Genomic DNA, 21,302 nt, shown 5'->3' with positions numbered 1-21,302 from the left:
CCGCTCATCCCCGCGGAGGCGGGGACCCAGTGAGAGCCACGAGCGCTCGGCTCAAAGGTCTTCATGGTCCCAAGCGCGAGCTTGAAGCCAAAGCACTTGGTCCCCGCCTCCGCGGGGATGAGCGGGGTTAGGGTTCCCCGTCCAGCACCTGACGGGCCAATACGCGCGTCACCGGGCGGTGCAGGGCGTCCAGACGGTCGACCACGGCTTCGGCGGCGTCGGCCGAGCGGTCGATGCGGCGGACCAGATAGTCGATCAGCTCGTCGGCGGGGGTGATGTTCCGGCTGGCGAAGGCGCGGCGCAGCATGGCGGCGAAGACCACGTCGTCGGGCGCCTCTATTCCCACGGTGCGGATGGCGTTCAAGCGCGAGCGCAGATCCGGCAGGTCGGTGGCCCACGATGCGGGCGGGTCGCGCGACACCAGCAACAGGGCCCCGCCGCCCGACTGGGTCAGGTTGATCAGGTGGAACAGGCTTTCGTCGTCCGCATCCTGGGCCCGGTCCAGCAGGACGGGGCGGCCCTCAAGCTCCAGCGGGTCGACCAGGGCGGCCTCGGCGCCGTGCAGGGCGATGGCGCCGGTGCGCTCGACCCAGGCAGCGGCCAGGTGGCTCTTGCCGCAGCCCGCCGGACCGAACAGGGCTAGGATGGCGCCGGGCGCTTCCGGCCAGGTGGTCAGAGCGGCCACGCCTGCGGCGTTCGCTTCCGAGATCGCCAGGTCGGAGGCGCGCTGCGGCGTCTCCTGCTGCAGCGGCAGGCGCAGTTGACGGATTTCGGCGGCCGAGGCGTTCATGAGGATGGACCCTAGCCGGGCCGAGCCGTGGGCGTCTCTGTTGATAGGGCGGGATCACGGGGACAACCTGCCTCGCCCTGTGGATGGCGTATCAGGGGCGATTCATCTGGGCGATCGGGCGTCAGCCTTGACTTTCGGGGGCGATGATGGGCCTTTCCCCGCTCCTAATTCACGCTGTTCGACAGCCGTTTTCAGACGAAATCCGATCATGCACGCCTATCGCACCCACACCTGCGGCGCCCTCCGTTCGACGGATGCGGGCGCGAATGTTCGTCTGTCGGGCTGGATCCACCGCAAGCGCGACCACGGCGGCCTGCTGTTCATCGACCTGCGCGACCACTACGGCCTGACCCAGCTGGTCCTGCACCCCGAAACGCCGGGCTTTGAAGTGGTCGAGCGTCTGCGCGCCGAGAGCGTCATTAAGATCGACGGCGAAGTGGTTCTGCGCGAAGGCTCGACCGTCAACGCCAACCTGCCGACCGGCGAGGTCGAGGTGCGCGTCCAGGCCGTCGAGGTTCTGTCGGAAGCCGCCGAACTGCCGATGCCCGTCTTCGGCGAGCAGGAATACCCGGAAGAGATTCGCCTGAGCAACCGCTTCCTCGACCTGCGTCGTGAGCGTCTGCACAAGAACATCGTCCTGCGTTCGCGCGTGATCCAGTCGATCCGCAACCGCATGTGCGCCCAGGGCTTCCTGGAGTATCAGACCCCGATCCTGACGGCCTCGTCGCCGGAAGGCGCGCGCGATTTCCTGGTGCCCTCGCGGATGCACCCCGGCAAGTTCTACGCCCTGCCGCAGGCCCCGCAGCAGTTCAAGCAACTGCTGATGGTGTCGGGCTTCGACCGCTATTTCCAGATCGCGCCCTGCTTCCGCGACGAAGACCTGCGCGCTGATCGCTCGCTGGAATTCTATCAGCTCGACGTGGAAATGAGCTTCGTCACCCAGGAAGACGTCTTCCAGGCGATCGAGCCGCTGATGCACGGCCTGTTCACCGAGTTCGGCGAGGGCAAGCCGGTGTCGCCCATCGACGCCGTGCAAACCTTCACCAACGACTTCGGTCAGACGATGGAGCACAAGGGCTTCGAGCGCCTGACGTTCGAACAGTCGATGAAGTGGTACGGCTCGGACAAGCCGGACCTGCGCAACCCGATCAAGATGCAGGACGTGTCGGACCACTTCCGCGACGGCGGTTTCGGCCTGTTCGCCAAGATCCTGGGCGCCGACGAGAAGAACGCCGTCTGGGCCATCCCGGCGCCGACGGGCGGCTCGCGCGCCTTCTGCGACCGCATGAACTCCTGGGCGCAGGGCGAAGGCCAGCCGGGCCTGGGCTACATCTTCTGGTCGGACGATCAGCAGTCGTGGGGCGGCCCCATCGCCAAGAACCTGGGTCAGGAGCCGACCGAGGCCCTGATGACCTCGCTGGGTCTAGGCAAGGGCGACGCCGCCTTCTTCACCGCCGGCCTGCCGTCGGTCTTCGCCAAGTTCGCCGGCCTGGCGCGCACCCGCGTCGGCACGGAGCTGAAGCTGGTCGACGAAGACCAGTTCAAGTTCTGCTGGATCGTCGACTTCCCGATGTTCGAATGGTCGGAAGAAGAGAAGAAGGTCGACTTCAGCCACAACCCCTTCTCGATGCCGCAGGGCGGCATGGAGGCGCTGGAGACGCAGGACCCGCTGACCATCCGCGCCTACCAGTATGACATCGTCTGCAATGGCTATGAGCTGTGCTCGGGCGCGATCCGGAACCACAAGGCCGAGATCATGCTGAAGGCCTTCGAGATCGCCGGCTACGACGCCTCGGTGGTCGAAGAGCAGTTCGGCGGCATGCTGAACGCCTTCCGCTACGGCGCGCCGCCGCATGGCGGTCTGGCGCCGGGCATCGACCGCATCGTCATGCTGCTGGCCGGCGAGCAGGCCATCCGCGAGGTCATCGCCTTCCCGCTGAACCAACAGGGCCAGGACCTGCTGATGAGCGCTCCGGCCGAGGCTGAGGAGCGTCAGCTGAAGGAGCTGTCGATCCGCACCCAGCTGCCGATTAAGATCTGATCGGAGCCATAGGGCTGAATTGGAAAAGGGAGGGGGCGACCCCTCCCTTTTTTGCGTCCGGGGCTTAGTTGCCCGAGGTGATGACCAGGTTGCGCTGGCGCGGCGGAACCGGAGGGACTGGAGGCGCAGGCGGCGTGCGGATGACACGGACGCCGCCACGGCAGTTGCGGGCCGTCAGGCCGCCCGGCAAGCGGGTCGAGGCGTCTCCGCAGGCCTCTTCGACCTGACCGGCGGTCAGGCCGCGCGCACGGGACAGGTCCAGGCCGCGAATGTCGGTGCGGCGCAGGGAGGCGTCGCGGAAGTCGGTGCGATTGAAGCTGCCGCCGGACAGGCGCGCGCTGTCCAGGTCTGCATCTCGGAAGGAGGCGTTGTCGAAGTTGCCGCCCGACAGGTTGGACGCCTTGATGTCGGCGCCCGTGAAGTCTGCGCCGCTGGCGTTCACATTGGCCAGGGTGGCGCCGAAGATCTCCGCATCGTTCAGACGGGCGCGGACCAGGACGGCGCTGTTCATGTTGACGCCCTGAAGCTCGGCGCCGGTCAGATTGGCGCCGGTCAGATTGGCCCGGATCAGGACCGCGCCGGTCGCCTCTGCACCCATCAGTTGGGCGCCCGTCAGGTTGGCGGTGGTGAAGGTCGAGCCGACCATCTCGATGCCGCGCATGTCGGCCCGGCTGAAGTCGGCGCCGACGAAGTTCGAGCCGACCAGTTCGGCGCCGCGCAGATTGGCCCCGACCAGGGTGGCGTTGGCGAAATTGGCGCCGGTCAGGGTGGCGCCGGACAGATCGCGGCCCGACAGTTCGCAACGGACGCAACTGCCGCCCAGGGACACCATGCGGGCGACGTCACGGTCCTGGGTCCAGGTCGTGTCCACGACGCCGGCCAGGGCGGGGGCGGCCGTCGTCATTCCCACAAGGGCTGAGGCGGCGAGGGCCAGACGGCGCAGGGGTGAAATGGAGCGTTTCATCACCCCTCCTGAATGCGCCTTAGTCCGTAAAAACCCTACTTAAATCGTGGTAACGAAGGCGACGCTCAACAGGCGGGAATGCGTAGGCCTGAAGGCAGAACCGTGTTCTGGTCGCCGCAGGCCTGATTGAGCTGCGACTGGGTCAGGCCGCGCGCGCGCGACATCTCGGCGCCCGACAGATTGGTTCCGTTCAGCTTGGCCCCGGCGAAGGCGGCGCCTTCCAGATAGGTTCCGACGAAGCTGGCGTTGGTCAGGTCCGCCCCGGTGAAGTTCGAGCTGGACAGGACAGCGCCATAGGCCTCGACGTCGCGCAGGTCGGCGCGGCTGAAGTTGGTGCGGTTCATCACCGACAGGCTGATATCCGCCTGACGGACGCGGGCGCCCGCCAGGTTCAGGCCTGTGCGCTCCAGGCCCGAGAAGTCGCCCTGGAACAGGTTGCAGCCGGGGCAGGAGGCGCCGCGACGCACCTGGCTGATCTGAGAGGCGTTCTGCGCCGAGGCGGGCAGGGCCGTCAGCGTCAGGCCGACGGCGGCGAGAAGGGCGATTGCGGGACGGATCATGCGAATGGCTCCAGACTTTGCGCCTGTTGCAGCAAGAAGCGGGCCGCCGTTTCGGGACAGTGCGTCCCGTTTCAACGCATGAACGAGACCTAGCCCTGAACCTTGGGCGTCGCACCGCAGGCGCCGCATACGGGCGTCCCGTTCCGATCCGTCAGCATCAGGTCGCCGCACTCGGGACAGGGGCCGGCCTGGGCTTGCGGCGTGGTGCGCGGCGACGGCTCCTTCCGGCCGAAGGGGGCGACGATCAGATTGTCGGGCGCTGCGCCTCGGGCGAAACCCTTGGAGATGAAGCGGGCGGCGGGCACGGGCTGGGGCGCATCGGCGGGGGCGCCGTCCATGCCGTCCAGATTGGCGGCTTCGGGCGTGACCTGCGCCAGTTCACGCCGGTCCAGATAGGACACGCCCAGCTCGCGGAACACATAGTCGAGGATGGAGGTCGCCGAGCGTATGGAGTCATTGCCTGTGACCCGCCCTGACGGCTCGAACCGGGTGAAGACGAAGGCGTCCACGAACTCGTCCAGCGGCACGCCGTATTGCAGGCCGATAGAGATGGCGATGGCGAAGTTGTTCATCATCGAGCGGAAGGCGGCGCCTTCCTTGTGCATGTCGATGAAGATCTCGCCCAGTTCGCCGTCTTCGTATTCGCCGGTGTGGATATAGACCTTGTGGCCGCCGACCGAGGCCTTCTGGATATAGCCCTTGCGACGGTCGGGCAGGCGGCGGCGGGTGCGGTCGCGCTCGACCACCTTCTCGACCACGCGCTCGACGGTCTGGGGCGCGGCTTGCGGCGGGGCTTCGGCGCGGCGGGGGGCTTCGACCTCGGGCAGGTCCAGGCGGAAGCTGTGCGGGGCTTCGGCGCGACGCAAAGCCACGACGCGGCGATCGTCGCGCGCGCCGTCGGCGATGGCGCGGCTGATCTGCATGGCGTCGGAGCGCCAGTCCAGCAGGCGAGGGCGGGCGTCGGGCGCGTCGCTGAACAGCTCGACCGCCTGGCGCAGCGCCGCCTCCAGATCGGCGCTCGGCGTCGCCAGCAGGGTCGTCAGCGACGGCGGCGCCTGATCCCAGTCCGACAGGTCCGGTCGACCGAAGACATAGGCGGTCGCGGCCTCGATCTCGTCGGCCGTGAAGCCCAGGCGGGGCAGCAGGGCGCCTTCGTCCGGCGTCAGCCCCAGCACGTCGCCGATGAAGCCCGCATCCAGCACCGGCGGGGCGAAGGCGAGGCCGAAATCCTCGACCAGGGCCAGGGCGCGCTCGATGGCTTCCAGCTCCAGATCGGTGAAGCCCAGTTCGCGCAGACGCCCGTGGCTCACGCCCGGCGCCTCGGCCAGGGTGCGGCGGCCGAACAGATGGCGCTCCGCCGCCTGGACGTCGCCGCCCGCCGCGATGATGGCGGCGACCACGGCGGGCCTCAGTCGCCGGGCGACCTCGTCGTCGGCGGTCTGGAACACATCCGTCGCGCCGAACGGCGACAGGCCCAGCCGCAGGTCCAGTTCGGCCTCGTCGACGAACAGGCCGATCACGGCGTTGCGTCGTCCGTTCTGCTCCAGCGCGGCGGCGTCGCGCCCTTGCGCCTGTAGCGTGGCGATGACGTCGTCCTTGGCGGCGGCCCATTCGGGGCAGGGGGCCAGTCGCATCGCCAGGTCGCAGGAGGTCTGGGACGCCATGTCAGAGACGCGGCGCCCGAGCGCGGACGCCTGCGCGGCCGGGTCGGTCGCGTCCTGGCTGACGGCCCAATCCGCTAGGCCGCCGAGGCCCAGGGCGATGGGCCGAGAGGCCTGCGCCTCGGCGCGGCCGGTTTGGTCCAGTTCGATATCCAGCGCCGTGGTCCACAAGGCGACCAGAGCATCCAGGGCGGCGTCGAAGTCCGCCCCTGCCAGCGCCGCCAGGGCGGGCAGGTTCAGGACCGTTCGTGCGCTCGCCTCAACGGCGGCCATGGCTTCGGCGTCGGCAGGCGAAAAGGCGACGACGACCGGGCCTTCCTGCATGGCCTCGGCCACGGCGGCGGTTCGGGGATCGCCCGAGGCGGTCGTATCGCGCGCCGCCAGCACGGGCAGGGTCGCGGGCAGTTCAACGGCCTCGACCACGAGATCAGCGGCCTCGCCCTGAGTGGCGCGCAGGATGTCGGCGTCGCCGGCGCCGCAGCGGCGTGCAGCCACGGCGGCGCGGGCCAGGGCAGGGTTGGCGGCGGGATCGGCGCAGGCCTCGCGTGGGCCTTCGCAACGGGAGACGGCGTCGGCGACCTCGCCCAACGCCTTGGCCAGGGCTTCGGTCGCGCGCCCGGACAGGCGGCGCCCACGCCAGGCGGCGGCCTGGGCCGACAGGGCCCGCGGCGCATCCGGTTCGGACAGGTCGATCAGCGGCAGGAAGGCGTTCGTCGTCGGCAGGGCGGGCGCGGCGAGGCCCAGCAACACGGACGCCGCCAGTTCAGCGGCGAATCGCTCGGCCTCGGCGGCTGTGGCCAGGCCGCCGCCTTCCTGCCCCTCGGACGCCAGTCGCGCGGCCCAGTCGTGAATGGCGGCGTCCAGGGCGTCGGGCTGCGACAGCGCTTGGCTTTCAGCCCAGTCCAGCCAGGCCTCGACGCGGACGTCGGTCCACCCGGCGGGCGCCGAGACCGGCGTCAGGGCGCGGCCGCGCTCGATCTCGCGGGGCTCGAAAGAGAGCGTCGCGGCGAGAGGAGCAAAGCGAGCCTTGAAGCGCATTCCACGTCTCCACGCATGTCGTCTGAACCAGCTTACCGGCAGATCTGACGGGCGTTCAACGTATGTTGTGGTTCGTGCGAGGTTTGCCCACAAGATGTTGAGGCGTTTCCCTTGCGCTCCATGCTGGACGTAGGGCGTCGCGGTTTCTATGATCGGCCTGCGCCGCCGGACCTTCCCTGGGCGGTGGATTCGAGTGAGTTCGACGACGTGCTGAGCAAGATCTTCACCTGGTGGAACGGCGCCACGATCGGCACCCTGTTCACCGTCGGCAAACGCGGCCAGCTGGTCGGCACGGACGAGTTCGGCAACCGCTATTACGAATCCCGCGACACCGTCAGCTATGACGGCCGCAAGCGACGCTGGGTTATCTATGACGGCTACGCCGAAGCGACGAAGGTTCCGCCGGAATGGCAGGGCTGGCTGCGCTATACCTATGACGAGAGCCCGGCCGAGCGCCCGCTGCCGCGTCAGGCGTGGGAAAAGGATCACCTGCCGAACATGACGGGCACGCCGATGGCGCGCCGTCCGCAAGGCTCTCTGGCCGCCCTGGGCCAACGCCCGGCCGCCACCGGCGACTATCAGGCCTGGAGCCCGGAATGACCCTTCGCCATGTCCTGCTGGCCGGGGTGGTCGTCGCGGGACTGGCGATCTCGGGCGTCGGCGTGGCCAGCGCCCTGATGGACCTGCCGCAAGACGCGACGCCGGCTCCGGCTGATCCGATCGGCGACCTGCTGCGCGACACCGGCCGCACGCCGCTGCAACCGACGCAGCCGCAGCCGCAGACTCCGCCCGCCAACGGCGGCCAGGCTCCCGCGTCCAATCCTGCGACGAACCCGGCGGCGCCCGCGCAGCCCGGCGTCCCGACCGTCGCGGTCCAGGGACAGGAAGTCGCCGTTCAGGAAGAAGTGCCTGAAGACCTGACCGCCGAAGAAGAGGCTGCGCCCGCGCCGGCCGCTCCGACCACGCCGCCGGGCGTGCGTCAGCGTCGCCGCATCGCGGTCATCCAGGCGGTGGACAAGACGACGGCCGAGACCATGCGTTTCGAGGTCGAGGTCGGCGGTCGCCCGGTGCGCTTCGGCAGGACTCTGTTGTTCAAGGCCCGCGCCTGCGAGGTCTCCGCCTCTGACGAAATGACCGAAGACGCCATCGCCTATATGGAGGTCGGCGTTCAGCCGCGCGGCCTGGCCGTGCCGACCGAGGCGCGTCAGGTCTTCAAGGGCTGGATGTTCGCCTCATCGCCCAGCGTCAGCGGGCTGCAACACCCGGTCTACGACGCCTGGGTTGTGGGCTGTAAGGCGTAGGCCACGGCCTCGGTCCCGCTCAACGGGGCGGTGAAGGCGTCCATGTCCGGCGCCGCCTGCAAGGCCCAAGGCAGCATCCGTAGATAGGCTTCCTGCGGCGTCTCCACGGCGCCGAACTGGCTGAGATGCTCGGTCAGGAACTGCGTGTCCAGCAGGCGCCAGCCGCCTTTCCTTAGCCGCGCGACCAGGTGAACCAGGGCGACCTTGGATGCGTCCGTCGCCCGGCTGAACATGCTCTCGCCGAAGAAGGCGCCGCCCAGCGTGACGCCGTACAGGCCGCCGACCAGGGCTTCGTCGCGCCAGCATTCGACGCTGTGGGCGAAGCCGCGTTGATGCAGTTCGACATAGAGGCGACGGATCGGGGCGTTGATCCAGGTGTCCTCGCGCCCCGGCGCGGGCGCGGCGCAGGCGTCCAGAACGGCGGCGAAGGCCGTGTTCACCCGCACTTCAAACGGCTCGCTCCGCACGGTGCGGCGCAGGCGCGAGGGAATGTGGAAGCGATCCAGCGGTATGACGCCCCGCTGGTCCGGCTCGACCAGGAAGACGCGCGGATCGTCGTGCGCCTCGGCCATGGGGAAGACGCCCCGCGCGTAGCAGGCGAGCAGCGCCTCCGGTCCGAAGACGTCGGAAGGGCCGCTCGCGCTGAAACCCGGCTCTTCGGGAGCCTTGGGCAAGGCGGGCGCTTAGGCCTTGGCCTTCTGCGCCGCCGCCCACTTCTCCAGCCAGTGGATGTCATAGTCGCCCGACAGGATGTCCGGCTCCTGCAGCAGCTTCTGGAACAGGGGGATGGTGGTGTCGACGCCGCTGATGACCGTCTCGCCCAGCGAACGCTTCAGGCGGGCCAGCGCCTCCTCGCGGTCGCGGCCGTGGACGATCAGCTTGCCGATCAGGCTGTCGTAATAGGGCGGGATCGAATAGCCGGCGTAGATGGCGCTATCCAGACGCACGCCCAGACCGCCCGGTGCGTGGAACTCGGTGATCGTGCCCGGCGACGGGGTGAAGGTTTCCGAGTTCTCGGCGTTGATCCGCACCTCGATGGCGTGGCCCTTGAACTCGATATCGTCCTGGGTGAACGACAGCGGCAGGCCTGCGGCGATGCGGATCTGTTCGCGCACCAGATCGACGCCGGTGATCATCTCGGTGACCGGGTGCTCGACCTGCAGGCGGGTGTTCATCTCGATGAAGAAGAACTCGCCGTCCTCCCACAGGAACTCGATGGTCCCGGCGCCCAGGTAGCCGATGGCGGCGATGGCCTTGTTGACCGTCTCGCCGATCTTGGCGCGGCCCTCGGCCGACAGGGCGGGCGAGGGGGCCTCTTCCAGCACCTTCTGGTGGCGGCGTTGCAGCGAGCAGTCGCGTTCGCCCAGGTGGACCACGTTGCCGTGGCTGTCGGCGATGACCTGGATCTCGATGTGGCGCGGCTTCTGGAGGTAGCGCTCCATATAGACGGCGCCGTTGCCGAAGGCGGCCAGAGCCTCGGTCTGGGCCGTCTGCACGGCTTCGACCAGGTCGTCGGCCGTCATCGCCACCTTCATGCCGCGACCGCCGCCGCCGGCGGCCGCCTTGACGATCAGGGGGAAGCCGATGGCCTTGGAGGCTTCGATGGCCTGTTCGACCGTCTCGACTTCGCCGTCAGAGCCGGGGACGACGGGGATGCCCGCCTCCTTGACCGTCTGCTTGGCGGTGATCTTGTCGCCCATCACCCGGATATGCTCAGGCTTGGGGCCGATGAAGGCCAGGCCGTGGGCCTCGACGATCTCGGCGAAGCGAGCGTTCTCCGACAGGAAGCCGTAGCCGGGGTGGACCGCCTGGGCGCCGGTGATTTCCGCCGCCGCGATGATCGAGGGGATGTTCAGATAGGACTTGGCCGCCGGCGCGGGGCCGATGCAGACGCTCTCGTCGGCCAGGCGCACCCACATGGCGCCGCGGTCGGCTTCGGAGTGCACGGCGACGGTGGAGATTCCCATCTCCTTGCATGCGCGGTGGATGCGCAGCGCGATCTCGCCCCGGTTGGCGATCAGGACCTTGGTGAACATGGGGCTCAGGCTTCCAGAACGACCAGGGCTTCGCCGAACTCGACCGGCTGGGCGTCGCCCACCAGGATTTCAGTCACCACGCCGTCGCGCGGCGACTGGATCGGGTTCATAGTCTTCATGGCTTCGACGATGACCAGGGTCTGACCCTTCTTCACCTTGTCGCCGACCTTGATGAAGGGATCGGCGCCCGGCGCGGGCTGCAGATAGGCGGTGCCGACCATCGGCGACTTCACCTCTTCGCCGGCGCGGGCGACGATCGTGGCGGGGTCCGACGGCATGGAGAGCGGCGCGGCGGCCGGCGCGGCGTGGGCGACCGCAGCCGGAGCGGCGGCGTACTGGATCGGAGCGGCGGCGACAGTGATTTCGCGCTTCACCTTGATCTTCAGATCGCCGCGCTCGACCTCGATCTCGGTCAGGTCGGTGTCGTTCAGGATGTCGGCCAGGCTGCGGACCAGGTCGGCGTCGATGTTCTTGTTCTTGTCGTCGGACATGGGGGTCTCTTCTACTTGATCTTCAGACGGCGCGCGGCGGTCAGCCCTTGGCCCCGGCGCGGCGCGCCAGGTCCAGAGCAGCCCGGACGGCCAATTCATAGCTGCGGGGACCGAAGCCGGCGATCACGCCGGTCGCGGCCAGGGACACATAGGAGTGATGCCGAAACGCCTCGCGCGCGGCGGGGTTCGACAGGTGACACTCGACCACGGGGATGCTCAGCGTTTTCAGCGCGTCCAGCAGGGCCACCGAGGTATGGGTGAAGGCGGCCGGATTGATGACCAGGGCGTCGGCCTCGGCCCTAGCCTCCTGGATCCAGTCGACCAGCTGACCTTCATGGTTCGACTGGCGGAACACCACGCGCGCGCCCTCGGCCGCCGCCTCGCACATCGCCTGCACGTCGGCCAGGGTCTCGTGTCCGTAGATGTCCGGCTCCCGAACCCCGAGAAGGTTCAGGTTGGGGCCGTTCAGGACATAGAGGGTGAGAGTTTCGGGCATTCGCTCGCAAAACAGGCGCGCCGCCGCGCGGATTCGGTCGGGCGTTGTAGCTCAGGTATGGCGCGACGCAAAGCGGGCCGGTGATAAGTTGACCTAAGGGCACAGGAGGCGAGCTGCAAGGCGCCGTCTCAGGACAGCGATGCAGGAACGAGCTCGCGCGCGTTTCGTGTCCGGTCCTGCCGCGGGCGGTTGACGTAAGAAATAATTACAACATATTGCACAATATATTTCATTGTGAGGTCTGGACGTGATTTCTCGAGTTTTTCTCTCGCTGCTGAGCGTCGCTGTCCTGATCCCGGCTTCGGTCGATGCGCAGACCCTGGATCACGGGGCGCAGCGAGAAGTCGTTGCTCGCCTCGAGACGGCGTTGCAGCAGAACTATGTTTTTCCCGACCGGATTCCGGCCATATCCGCTGAACTGGGCAGGCGGATTCAATCGCAGCCGATGGAAGCCGATCGCTTCGCCGAGAGCCTGTCTCAAGGCCTGGTCAAGGCGAGCGAGGATCTGCACTTCTCGGTGGCTTTCGATCCTGACGAGGTCGCGGCTGACCGCCGAGCCAAGGCAAGCGGCGAGACGACGACCCAGGCGCAACGCGACAGCGAGCGCGCGGCGAATTTCGGGTTTCGTGAGGCGCGGCGGCTGGACGGCGATCTGGCCTATGTGCGCTTCGATTTCTTCGCCGACCCGCAATACGCCCAGGAGACGGCGGCGGCGGCCATGCATTTCGCCGAAGGGGCCAAGGGGCTGATCTTCGACCTTCGCTACAACAACGGCGGCGTCCTGGAGATGGCGCAGTTCCTGATGAGCTACCTCTATCCAGCGGGCAAGGATCAGGAATTCTTCGACTACAACTACAATGACAAGGGGGCGCAGGTGGTGCGGAGCCAATGGAGCCTGCCTGCGGTGTCGGGCTGGCGGTCAGCGGATATTCCCGTGGTGGTCCTGACCGGATCGACGTCCTTTTCATCGGCCGAATGGATGGCGTTTTCACTGCAACGTCTGGGTCGGGCGACCGTGATCGGGGAACAGACCGCCGGCGGCGCGCATCCCGTCACCCGCGTGCCGATTGATGACCGCTTCATGCTGCAGGTTCCGTTCGGTCAGATCCGCGATCCGATCGACGGTAAGGATTTCGAGGGCGTCGGCGTGACCCCTGATCTGGCTGTTCCAGCTTCGGAGGCTCTGTTGGCGGCGCAGAAATTCCTGCTGAAGAGCCGCGCGGATGCAGGCGACGCAGAGGCTGAATGGGCCTTGGTTCCGGTTGAGGCTGCGCTGACCGGCCAGTCCCCGAGCGACGCGGAGCTGGACGCCGCGGTCGGAACCTATGAGGGACGCACCCTGACGCGCACCGCCGGCGGTCTGGCCTACCATTGGCGCGATCGCTTCGTTTTGGCCCTTGAGCCGATCGAGAAGGCGCTGTTTGCAGTGCAGGGAACAGACGACTACCGATTCCGTCTGGTGCGCGAGAATGGCCGTGTGAGCGGCTTGGAGCGAGTGTGGAAGTCCGGCGAGCGGGAAACCTATCGCCGCCTGGACTGAGGAGTGGTTGAACGAATGATCGAGTTGGATCGCACCTTCCTGGGCCGGCTCAGCGAGCAGCTAAGCGAACTGATCGAGCAGCAGTCGGCCGAGGTGTTCAAGCGCGCGGGCATTGTCATCCCGGTGAAGTCCTCGTCCTTGCTGGGCGCCATTGCGACGCTCGGCCCGGTCTCTGTCGCCGATCTAGTGCGGGCGCTGGACCGTTCGCACCAGCTCATTCAGCAGAAGATGCCCAAGCTGCTGGCCCTGGATCTGGTCAGCCGCCGTCCGGATCCCAACGACCAGCGCGTCAACCTGATCGAGATCACCGACAGGGGGCGCGAACAATTGGCCTTGCTGGACAGGCTGACCCCAGAGTTCGAGCGCGCCTATGCTGAAATGGAGGAGGAGGCCGGTCCCGTGTTCGATACGATAGGCCGCGCGATCCGCTCGCTTAAGACCCGCGCCTTGAGCGACCGTATGATCGTCTGAAAGGCGTCTGGCGCCGACTGATGCCCGTCGTGCGCAAACGCGCTATATCTCCGCCGTCAGCGGCGGGCCGAAAGAGAGGCGCGTCTGCAATATGTGCTTATTGCTGCTCGGAAAGATGTGATGCGTATCGAAGTCAACGGCGAGGTTCGGCAAACCACAGCCACGACCATTCTGGACCTGGTTCAGGAGTTGTCGCTGGACCCCAAGAAGGTGGCGGTCGAGCGCAACCTGGAGATCGTGCCGCGCTCGCTGCACGGCGAGACGGCGTTGGCCGAGGGCGACAAGATCGAACTGGTGCAGTTCGTAGGCGGGGGCTGACCGATCAAATCCCGCAACGCCGCTTCCCCCCGACGCATGGCGGCGCTAGGTCGTTAAACCATGACTGACACCGCTCCCCGCACCGACAGCTGGACCGTCGCCGGCCGCACCTTCAACTCGCGCCTGATCGTGGGCACCGGCAAGTATCGCGACTACGCCCAGAACGCGGCGGCGGCCGAGGCTTCGGGCGCCGAGATGGTCACCGTGGCCGTGCGCCGGGTGAACCTGACCGATCCGAACCAGCCGGTTCTGACGGACTTCATTGACCCGAAGAAATACACCTATCTGCCGAACACGGCGGGCTGCTTCACCGGCGAGGACGCCGTGCGGACTCTGCGCCTGGCGCGCGAGGCCGGCGGCTGGACCCTGGTCAAGCTGGAGGTTCTGGCGGACCCCAAGACCCTGTTCCCCGACATGGAAGAGACGCTGCGGTCGCTGAAGCTGCTGACCGCCGAGGGCTTTGAGGTCATGGTCTATTGCACCGACGACCCCGTCTATGCGCGCAAGCTGGAGGACGCGGGCGCCGTGGCCATCATGCCGCTGGGCGCGCCGATCGGCTCGGGCCTGGGGGTGCAGAACCCGATCAACATCCGCCTGATTGTGGAGCAGTCCAAGGTGCCGGTGCTGGTCGACGCAGGCGTCGGCACGGCGTCGGACGCCGCCATCGCCATGGAGCTGGGCTGCGACGGCGTGCTGATGAACACCGCCATCGCCGAGGCGCGCGATCCCCTGCTGATGGCCAGCGCCATGAAGCACGCGGTCATCGCCGGGCGTGAGTCCTACCTGGCGGGACGGATGAAGAAGCGGTTCTACGCCGATCCGTCCTCGCCGCTGGCGGGGTTGATCTGAAAATGCCGAGGGGCTGATCGAAAGGTCAGCCCTTTTTCTTGGCGGCTTCAATCAGGGCGCCGACTTCGCGCGGGTCGATGCCGGGGCTGGCGACGCCGTTGATGAAGAAGGTCGGCGTGCCCTGCAGGCCGAGCGCTGCGGCCGAGGCGTGGATGTCGGTGACGTGGCGGGTCATCTCCGGGGCGGAGATGGCGGCGTTCGCCTTGGCCATGTCGACGCCGTTGTCGGCCAGGATGCGGTCGATGGAAGCGCGGTCCAGCGCGCGTTCGGCCATCAGGGCGTCATAGACGGCCAGATACTTGCCCTGCTGATGCGCGGCCAGGGCGGCGCGGGCGGCGTATTGCGAGGACACGTCGTCGCCTCGGTCCAGGATCGGCCAGTCCTTGAAGACGAAACGCACCTCGGGATGGGCCGCCATCAGGGCGCGATATTCAGGCGCCACGGCCTTACAGCCGGGGCAGCGGAAGTCGAAGAATTCGATCACCGTCACCTTGGCGTTCGCCGGACCAAAGGCCGGGTCGCGCGCATCGACAGCCAGCAGGGCCGGATTGGCGGCGGCGGCGGCGTTGATGGTCTGGACGCGAGATTGGGATTCCATCGTCTCGCGCGCGGCCAGGACTTCGTCCAGCACCTGGGGGTTGCTGACCAGATAGTCGCGCACCTTGCCACCGAATCCGCCGCTCAGATAAGGCGCGGCGGACAGGACCAGGGCGACCGCCGACATGGCCACGGCGGCGCCGCCGAGCACCGTTCCCGACAGGGCGAAGCGGCCCTTGGCGGCGGCGGGCGACGTCACGACGGTCTGGTCGGCGGTCTGGTCCGGCGTCTGGTCAGATCGGGGGGCGTCGTCGGTCATCAAGGTCTCGTCAGGCGCAAAAGAGGAAGGCGGTTTCGGCGTCAGGCGCCGGGCGGAATGACGCCTGAGCGGCTGCGCTGTTCGTTGCGGCGCTCGGCGTCGGTGATGTCTTTTTCGGTCGCGCCCGAAGCCAGGACGATGTCGGTGGCGCGACGCCATTCGATCGAACTGCGATCCAGCATGTCGCGGGCGCGCATGGCGAACTGGGCGGCCTGTTCCGGGCGACGCAGGGCGAACCAGTACTCGGCGGAGGCCAGGCGGGCCTCGCCCTCCTTGTTCTGGCTGGCGTAGGCCTGGGACAGCAGGCGCCAACCCATGGTGTTGTCCGGCTCCAGCGCCAGGGCGCGCTTCAACTGGTTCTCGGCTTCAGTCAGCTTGGAGGCGTCGCTGGTCTCGATCAGGGCATGGGCCAGATTGATGCGAAGCAGGGGGGCGTCCGGCTTCAGTTCGACCGATTTCTCATGCGCGCCCAGAGCCTCGGCGGGGCGGCCTTCCTCGAACAGGATCTGGCCCTTCAACTCCCAGAAGTAGGGGTTTTCAGGCTGTTCGGCCAAGAGAGCGTCGACTGCGTCCAGCGCCTTCTGCGTCTGGCCGTCGCGATACCAGGCGATGGCGCGGGCGTAGCGGGCGGGCAGGGAGACGTCGCTGGACGGATAGTCGCGCAAGGTGGCGTTGGGCGCGTCCATGAAGGCGCGGATCTTGGCCACGACGAGCGTGTGCTGAGCCATGCGCTCGTCACTGTCGCGTTTGTCGTAATGGGAGGCCGCCTCGACCGCTGGGCGCAGGGCCTCGATCCGCTGCGAGGACAGGGGGTGGCTGCGGAAATAGGGATAGCGGCGCTGATCCGAGAAGATTTCCTGGGCGCGGAAATTCTCGAAGAACTCGACCATGCCGCGGCCGGATTCCCCCGCGCGCTCCAGGGCGCGGGCGCCGGTGATGTCAGCCTCGCCCTCCTGGCTCTGCATGTAGCGCAGGGCGCCCAGCGTGCCGAAATACTGGCTGGAGGCCAAAAGGGCCGCGCCCGCATCCGGGGCGCCCGCGATCGCGGCCAGGGCGCCCAGCGCCATGGTCATGATCATCGGCTGCATTCCGGCGTTCTGGGCGCCGTCGCGCAGGGTGTGGCGGTTCTTGATGTGCCCCGCTTCGTGGGCGATCACGCCCAGAAGCTGATTGGGGTTCTTGGTCCGCAGGATCAGGCCGGTGTTCAACCCCATGATCCGCCCGCGCGTGGCGAAGGCGTTCAGGTCATTGTCGTTGACCAGCAGGATCTCGACCTCGTTCGGGTCCAGGCCCATGGCGTCGAGCACGGGCTCGGACCACTCATGGATGATGCCCTCGATCTCGGTATCCCGGATCAGGCTCTGCGCCTGGGCCGCAGCGGCCGAGGCCAGCACCGCGAGGGCGCCGACGCTGGCGGCCAGATAGCGCCGAAAGCGGGTTGCGGCGGGGGGCGTCCTGGTCATGACGAACTCCAGAGCGATGGTCTCTCCCCCGCAGCTTCCAGCTTAATCGTGTCCGATCAACGGCGCCACCAGCCGCGCTTGGGCTTGGCGGGCGCGGCGCCGATCTGGTTCGGATCGTCGGCGATGATGGCCGCGATGTCGACCTCGGCCGTCGGCGCCGGGGCCGGTTCGGCCATGACGACGGCTTCCTCGATCACGACCTCTGCGGCCACGACGTCTTCGACTGGAGCCTCTTCGACCAAGGCTTCTTCGATCGCCTGTTCGATGCGGGCGGCCACGGCGGGCGTGACGTCCAGTTCGACAGGGACCGGAGCGGCTTCGACTGCGGTCTCCGCCTCGGCGACGGTCGGTTCGGCGTCTTGCTCAACGGCGGCCGTAGTCGTTTCCTCGGCGGCGGCGCTCGTCACTTTGCGGCGAACACGGCGACGCTTCGGCGCCTCGATCGTCTGCGGGGCAGGGGCGGTCTCGGCCGACGGAGCGGCTTCGGTCGCTTCATCCTCGATCAGGACGGCGATGGGCGTATCGGGCGAGCCGACGGGCGGCAGGCCTTCATTGGCGGCGCGGTCCTCGACCTTGGCCTCGTGCGCCAGGTCGCCCTGACCACGGCCGCGACCGCGACCGCGACGACGGCGCGAACGGCCGTTGCGGCCTTCTTCCGACGCGGCGACCTGATCGAGGCTGACATTCTGATCCGTCTCTTCCTGAACGCGCTCGGGCTTGCGCTCGGGGCGGGCGGCTTCGGGGTTGATCGGGTCGAACCAGACGTAGGGGTCTTGCAGCGACGGGGTGCGGCCGCGCACCCAGGCGTAGACGTCGCGTTCGCCTTCTTCGCGCATCCGGCGACCGCCGCGACGGCCACGACGGCGGCGGCCGCCCCGGCTGTCATCGTCATCGTCAGAAGCGACGGCTTCGGTTTCCTCGTCACGGCGACCGCCGCGACGGCGACGGCGGCGACCGCCGCTGCGGCTGTCGTCGTCCTGTTCGGAACGGGCGCGGGCCTCGTCGTCGTCCTCGTCCTCACGGTCGAGATCGGCCTCGTCCTCATCGTCGCCGAAGTCGTCTTCGTCCTGGGCGTCTTCGTCCTCGTCGTCATAGGCGCTGTCGTCGAAGCCGTCGTCCAGGTCAGCCAGGTCGATGTGGCTTTCCGGCGCGACGAAGTCTTCGTTGGTCTCGGTGCGCTCGATCGAGTGCTCGCCCTGGGCCAGGCTGTCGTCGATCTGGATGACGACGTTGACGCCGCGCTGCTCCAGCAGGAACTGCAGATAGTCGCGCTTGTGGTTCAGGATATACAGGGCCACGACCGTCGAGACGCGCAGGTTCACCGAACCGGCGCCGTTCTTTCCGGCCTCAATGTCGACGGCGCGCAGGGTGGTCAGGGCCGCCGATTCAGCCGAGCGGACGCGCCCGGCGCCCTGGCAGCATTCGCAGACCTCGGTCGCGCCTTCGATCACGCCCAGGCGGCGACGCTGACGGCTGATCTCCATCAGGCCGAAGCCGGAGATGCGGCCCATCTGGATGCGAGCGCGGTCCTTGGCCAGGGCGTCCTTGAGAGCCTTCTCAACCGCGCGGTTGTTCTTGCCCTCGTCCATGTCGATGAAGTCGATGACGATCAGACCGGCGAGGTCGCGCAGGCGCAACTGGCGGGCGGCCTCGACGGCGGCTTCCAGGTTGGTCTTGGTGGCCGTGGCCTCGACGTTGCGCTCCTTGGTGGCGCGGCCCGAGTTCACGTCGATGGCGACCAGGGCTTCGGTCTGGTTGATGACCAGATAGCCGCCCGACTTCAGCGGCACGACCGGCTGGTGGATCTGGGTCAGCACCTCTTCGATGCCGTTCGCGGCGAACAGCGGGCGCGAGCCCTGATAGAGGTGGATCTTCTTGGCCTGGGACGGCATCAGCACGCGCATGAAGTCGCGGGCCTGCTTGAAGCCCTCGACGCCCTCGACCTGAATACCGTCGAAGTCCTTGTCGTACATGTCGCGCACGGCGCGGCGGACCAGGTTCTCTTCTTCGTGGATCATCGCCGGCGCGTTGGAGCGCAGGGTCAGTTCGCGGATCGTCTCCCACAGGCGCAGCAGATATTCATAGTCGCGCTTGATCTCGGCCCGCGTGCGCTTGGCGCCCGCCGTGCGGATGATCAGGCCCATGCCCTGGGGCACCTTCAGCGCAGCGGCGGCGGACTTCAGCCGGCGACGGTCCGAGGTGTTGGTGATCTTGCGCGAGATGCCGCCGCCCTTGCCGGTGTTCGGCATCAGCACGCAGTAGCGGCCGGCCAGCGACAGCCAGGTGGTCAGGGCCGCGCCCTTGGCGCCGCGCTCGTCCTTGACGACCTGCACCAGCAGGATCTGGCGGCGCTTGATGACGTCCTGGATCTTGTAGCGACGCATCAGGCGGCGCTTCAGGCGCTCTTCGTCGGCCAGCTTGCCGTCGGAATCGGCGTCGTCGGATTCACGGCCCAGATCGTCTTCGTCCGCGTCGTCGTGCGCTTCGGCCATGATGGCTTCGCGGTCGGCGACCGGGATCTGATAATAGTCCGGGTGGATTTCGTTGAAGGCCAGGAAGCCGTGGCGGTTGCCGCCGTATTCAACGAAGGCGGCCTGCAGGCTGGGCTCTACGCGGGTGACCTTGGCGAGGTAGATGTTCCCGCGAAGCTGGCGGCGCGCGCGGGATTCGAAATCGAATTCCTCAACCTGGCGGCCGTCCACGATCGCGACGCGCGTCTCTTCCGCGTGCGCCGCGTCTATCAACATGGTTTTTGACATTGAAGGTCTCTCTCAGGCGCGCCAGGCCGTGCGCCGCGAACTCAGTCGCGGGAATAGGGGCGGCTCGCCGAATGGAAATGGGGGCCAGGGCGCGCGTCATCCCCTCGCAGAAAGCGAGAGCGGCATGATCTTGCCGTTCGGGAGCGCAGGCGGGTCGGCCCATAAGGTTGTCGGTCCTGGGCCCGGACGCGCCGATCAAGGCTGCATCCCGAACCCGTATCTTCGGATCGACGGCCAGGCCGCGCGATCCTCGGAATTGGTGAAAAGTTCAACGCCGCGAGGAGGGCGCGCCTGAGCCCAACAGATGACGGGCGGCGCGATCGATCGCATGCGGAACCGATAATAGGCAGATGTTGCGGAAAATAAAAGAACCGCGCGCCGGTAAGAGGTCTTAACGAAATCCTTAAACCCTGGGCCCATCCTGACTTCTAAACTGCAGGGCGAATTCCCTCTGATGTTGGGTCGGTGGCGTGACAATCTGAGCCGTTGGGGCGTGCGCGAATGGTCGATGACCGGCCTGGCGTTCGTCGTCATCTGCCTTGTCGCGCTCACGGCGACGCGCGGTCTGGCCTTCGGTCCGGACGGCGAAATCGTGCGTCTGCGCTTCGGCGGCGACAGCCAGCGGACCCGCGTGGTTCTGGATCTGGGTCGCACGACCCGAGGGCAGGTGGTTGAGGACGGCTCGGCCGGGCGGGTGATCCTGTCGCTGGCGGGCGTCAGCCCTGCGCGTGGATTGGAAGGCAGCGGCTCGGGCCTGGTGCGCGGCTATGAGGTCAGCGCGGCTTCGGGCGCGTCGCGCGTGCGGCTGGACCTGGCGCGCGGCGCCGAGATCGAGCGTCGCTTCCTGCTGCCGCCGGGCGACGGGGTGGACCACTATCGTTACGTCATCGACCTGAAGGCCACGGGCGCCGCCGCTGCGGTCCCGGTCGCCGCGCCGCGCCGCGAACAGGCGCGTGCTGAAAAGCCCCTGATCGTCATCGACGCCGGCCACGGCGGTCGCGATCCCGGCGCCCAGGGCCAGCATGTTCAGGAAAAGGCCGTCACTTTGGCCGCCGCCCGCGAGCTGAAGACGGCGCTGGAGCGCACCGGCCGCTATCGCGTGCGCCTGACCCGCGACGGCGACGTCTATGTAGTCCACGGCCGTCGGGTGCAGATCGCGCGTGACGCGGGCGCCGACCTGTTTATCTCGCTGCACGCCGACGCCGGTTCCGACCCGGCCCTGCGCGGCGCCAGCGTCTACACCCTGTCCGAACAGGGCGCCGGTCGCGCCGTGCGCGAGTTCACCAAGGGCGACGACTGGCAGCGCGATCTGCGCCTGCCGGGACGCGATCCTTCGGTCGATCGCATCCTGCTGGACATGACCCAGCGCGCCACCCAGAACCGCTCGGCCCAGTTCGCGCGGGTGCTGTTGACCCATCTGGAAGGGGCTGATCATCCGCTGCTGCGGCGCAGCCACCGCGATGCGGGTCTGGCCGTGCTGCTGGCGCCTGACGTTCCGGCCATTCTGCTGGAGATGGGCTTCATCACCAATCCGGAAGACGAGCGCGTCCTGAACGACGAACGCGCCCGCCGCCGCCTGATGCGCTCGGTCGCCGAGGGCATCGACCGCTATTTCCGCGAGCCGGCCGCACCGGTGATGGTCGCCGGGGACATCGCCGGCGGCTGAGG

At 67.8% G+C, this 21,302-nt stretch carries 19 protein-coding genes; 8 read left to right on the top strand and 11 right to left on the bottom strand.

What is annotated here, in order from left to right:
- Positions 1 to 127: 127 nt before the first annotated feature.
- Positions 128 to 790 carry a DnaA ATPase domain-containing protein gene (locus tag FM111_RS07345; RefSeq protein ID WP_087140319.1) on the bottom strand — a complete coding sequence of 221 codons (663 nt, stop codon included), beginning with the start codon at positions 788 to 790 and terminating at the stop codon, positions 128 to 130.
- Positions 791 to 998: 208 nt separating this feature from the next.
- On the opposite strand from FM111_RS07345, the gene aspS reads away from it, so the two are divergent.
- On the top strand, positions 999 to 2,831 hold the full coding sequence (gene aspS, locus FM111_RS07340) for an aspartate--tRNA ligase (protein WP_087140318.1): 1,833 nt from the start codon (positions 999 to 1,001) through the stop codon (positions 2,829 to 2,831).
- Between the two features lie 64 nt (positions 2,832 to 2,895).
- On the opposite strand, the gene FM111_RS07335 is transcribed toward aspS, so the two are convergent.
- The 3 genes from FM111_RS07335 to FM111_RS07325 form a co-directional block, all read right to left on the bottom strand.
- The gene (locus tag FM111_RS07335; protein ID WP_087140317.1) at positions 2,896 to 3,795 is read right to left on the bottom strand and encodes a pentapeptide repeat-containing protein; all 900 of its coding nucleotides are present in this window, start codon (positions 3,793 to 3,795) and stop codon (positions 2,896 to 2,898) included.
- 65 nt (positions 3,796 to 3,860) lie between these two features.
- The gene (locus FM111_RS07330) at positions 3,861 to 4,355 is read right to left on the bottom strand and encodes a pentapeptide repeat-containing protein (protein WP_087140316.1); all 495 of its coding nucleotides are present in this window, start codon (positions 4,353 to 4,355) and stop codon (positions 3,861 to 3,863) included.
- 89 nt (positions 4,356 to 4,444) lie between these two features.
- The gene (locus FM111_RS07325; protein ID WP_087140315.1) at positions 4,445 to 7,054 is read right to left on the bottom strand and encodes a TSCPD domain-containing protein; all 2,610 of its coding nucleotides are present in this window, start codon (positions 7,052 to 7,054) and stop codon (positions 4,445 to 4,447) included.
- Positions 7,055 to 7,261: 207 nt separating this feature from the next.
- Between FM111_RS07325 and FM111_RS07320 the strand changes: the two genes are divergently transcribed.
- Together FM111_RS07320 and FM111_RS07315 are read left to right on the top strand one after the other, a co-directional pair.
- Positions 7,262 to 7,654: an NADH:ubiquinone oxidoreductase subunit NDUFA12 gene (locus FM111_RS07320; protein ID WP_179205048.1), complete on the top strand. Its 393-nt coding sequence runs from the start codon at positions 7,262 to 7,264 to the stop codon at positions 7,652 to 7,654.
- Entirely contained in the window at positions 7,651 to 8,355 is a 705-nt protein-coding gene (locus FM111_RS07315) for a DUF2155 domain-containing protein (RefSeq protein WP_087140313.1), read from the top strand. Before FM111_RS07320 ends, FM111_RS07315 begins: the two co-directional genes overlap by 4 nt.
- Here FM111_RS07315 and aat read toward each other — a convergent pair.
- Genes aat through aroQ form a run of 4 tightly spaced genes read right to left on the bottom strand, consistent with a single transcriptional unit; the run spans position 8,322 to position 11,378 of the window.
- Positions 8,322 to 9,029, bottom strand: coding sequence for a leucyl/phenylalanyl-tRNA--protein transferase (aat, locus tag FM111_RS07310; protein WP_087140312.1), 708 nt, complete (start codon positions 9,027 to 9,029; stop codon positions 8,322 to 8,324). The genes FM111_RS07315 and aat overlap by 34 nt on opposite strands.
- A 9-nt stretch (positions 9,030 to 9,038) precedes the next feature.
- A complete protein-coding gene (accC, locus tag FM111_RS07305) occupies positions 9,039 to 10,391 on the bottom strand; it encodes an acetyl-CoA carboxylase biotin carboxylase subunit (RefSeq protein WP_087140311.1) in 1,353 nt (450 codons plus the stop codon).
- A gap of 5 nt (positions 10,392 to 10,396) precedes the next feature.
- Positions 10,397 to 10,882: an acetyl-CoA carboxylase biotin carboxyl carrier protein gene (accB, locus tag FM111_RS07300; protein WP_087140310.1), complete on the bottom strand. Its 486-nt coding sequence runs from the start codon at positions 10,880 to 10,882 to the stop codon at positions 10,397 to 10,399.
- 40 nt (positions 10,883 to 10,922) lie between these two features.
- Entirely contained in the window at positions 10,923 to 11,378 is a 456-nt protein-coding gene (gene aroQ, locus FM111_RS07295; RefSeq protein WP_087140309.1) for a type II 3-dehydroquinate dehydratase, read from the bottom strand.
- A gap of 247 nt (positions 11,379 to 11,625) precedes the next feature.
- On the opposite strand from aroQ, the gene FM111_RS07290 reads away from it, so the two are divergent.
- The 4 genes from FM111_RS07290 to FM111_RS07280 all read left to right on the top strand — a co-directional run bounded on the left by FM111_RS07290 (position 11,626) and on the right by FM111_RS07280 (position 14,556).
- Positions 11,626 to 12,918: a S41 family peptidase gene (locus FM111_RS07290; RefSeq protein ID WP_256968134.1), complete on the top strand. Its 1,293-nt coding sequence runs from the start codon at positions 11,626 to 11,628 to the stop codon at positions 12,916 to 12,918.
- Between the two features lie 15 nt (positions 12,919 to 12,933).
- The gene (locus FM111_RS07285; RefSeq protein WP_087140308.1) at positions 12,934 to 13,389 is read left to right on the top strand and encodes a MarR family winged helix-turn-helix transcriptional regulator; all 456 of its coding nucleotides are present in this window, start codon (positions 12,934 to 12,936) and stop codon (positions 13,387 to 13,389) included.
- A gap of 120 nt (positions 13,390 to 13,509) precedes the next feature.
- The gene (gene thiS / locus FM111_RS16450; RefSeq protein WP_218779184.1) at positions 13,510 to 13,707 is read left to right on the top strand and encodes a sulfur carrier protein ThiS; all 198 of its coding nucleotides are present in this window, start codon (positions 13,510 to 13,512) and stop codon (positions 13,705 to 13,707) included.
- 60 nt (positions 13,708 to 13,767) lie between these two features.
- Positions 13,768 to 14,556 carry a thiazole synthase gene (locus FM111_RS07280; protein ID WP_003168099.1) on the top strand — a complete coding sequence of 263 codons (789 nt, stop codon included), beginning with the start codon at positions 13,768 to 13,770 and terminating at the stop codon, positions 14,554 to 14,556.
- Positions 14,557 to 14,581: 25 nt separating this feature from the next.
- On the opposite strand, the gene FM111_RS07275 is transcribed toward FM111_RS07280, so the two are convergent.
- Genes FM111_RS07275 through FM111_RS07265 form a run of 3 tightly spaced genes read right to left on the bottom strand, consistent with a single transcriptional unit; the run spans position 14,582 to position 19,634 of the window.
- Positions 14,582 to 15,412 carry a thioredoxin domain-containing protein gene (locus tag FM111_RS07275; RefSeq protein WP_087140307.1) on the bottom strand — a complete coding sequence of 277 codons (831 nt, stop codon included), beginning with the start codon at positions 15,410 to 15,412 and terminating at the stop codon, positions 14,582 to 14,584.
- A 41-nt stretch (positions 15,413 to 15,453) separates the two neighbouring features.
- Entirely contained in the window at positions 15,454 to 16,875 is a 1,422-nt protein-coding gene (locus FM111_RS07270) for a M48 family metalloprotease (RefSeq protein ID WP_087140306.1), read from the bottom strand.
- 56 nt (positions 16,876 to 16,931) lie between these two features.
- Positions 16,932 to 19,634, bottom strand: coding sequence for an Rne/Rng family ribonuclease (locus FM111_RS07265; RefSeq protein WP_087140305.1), 2,703 nt, complete (start codon positions 19,632 to 19,634; stop codon positions 16,932 to 16,934).
- 454 nt (positions 19,635 to 20,088) lie between these two features.
- Here FM111_RS07265 and FM111_RS07260 point away from each other — a divergent pair, with 454 nt between their 5' ends.
- Entirely contained in the window at positions 20,089 to 21,300 is a 1,212-nt protein-coding gene (locus FM111_RS07260) for an N-acetylmuramoyl-L-alanine amidase family protein (RefSeq protein WP_087140304.1), read from the top strand.
- The last annotated feature ends 2 nt before the right edge of the window (positions 21,301 to 21,302 follow it).

Source organism: Brevundimonas diminuta 3F5N, assembly GCF_900163625.1.
GTDB classification, from domain to species: Bacteria; Pseudomonadota; Alphaproteobacteria; order Caulobacterales; family Caulobacteraceae; genus Brevundimonas; species Brevundimonas diminuta_A.
This window is presented reverse-complemented; position numbering and strand designations above follow the sequence as displayed.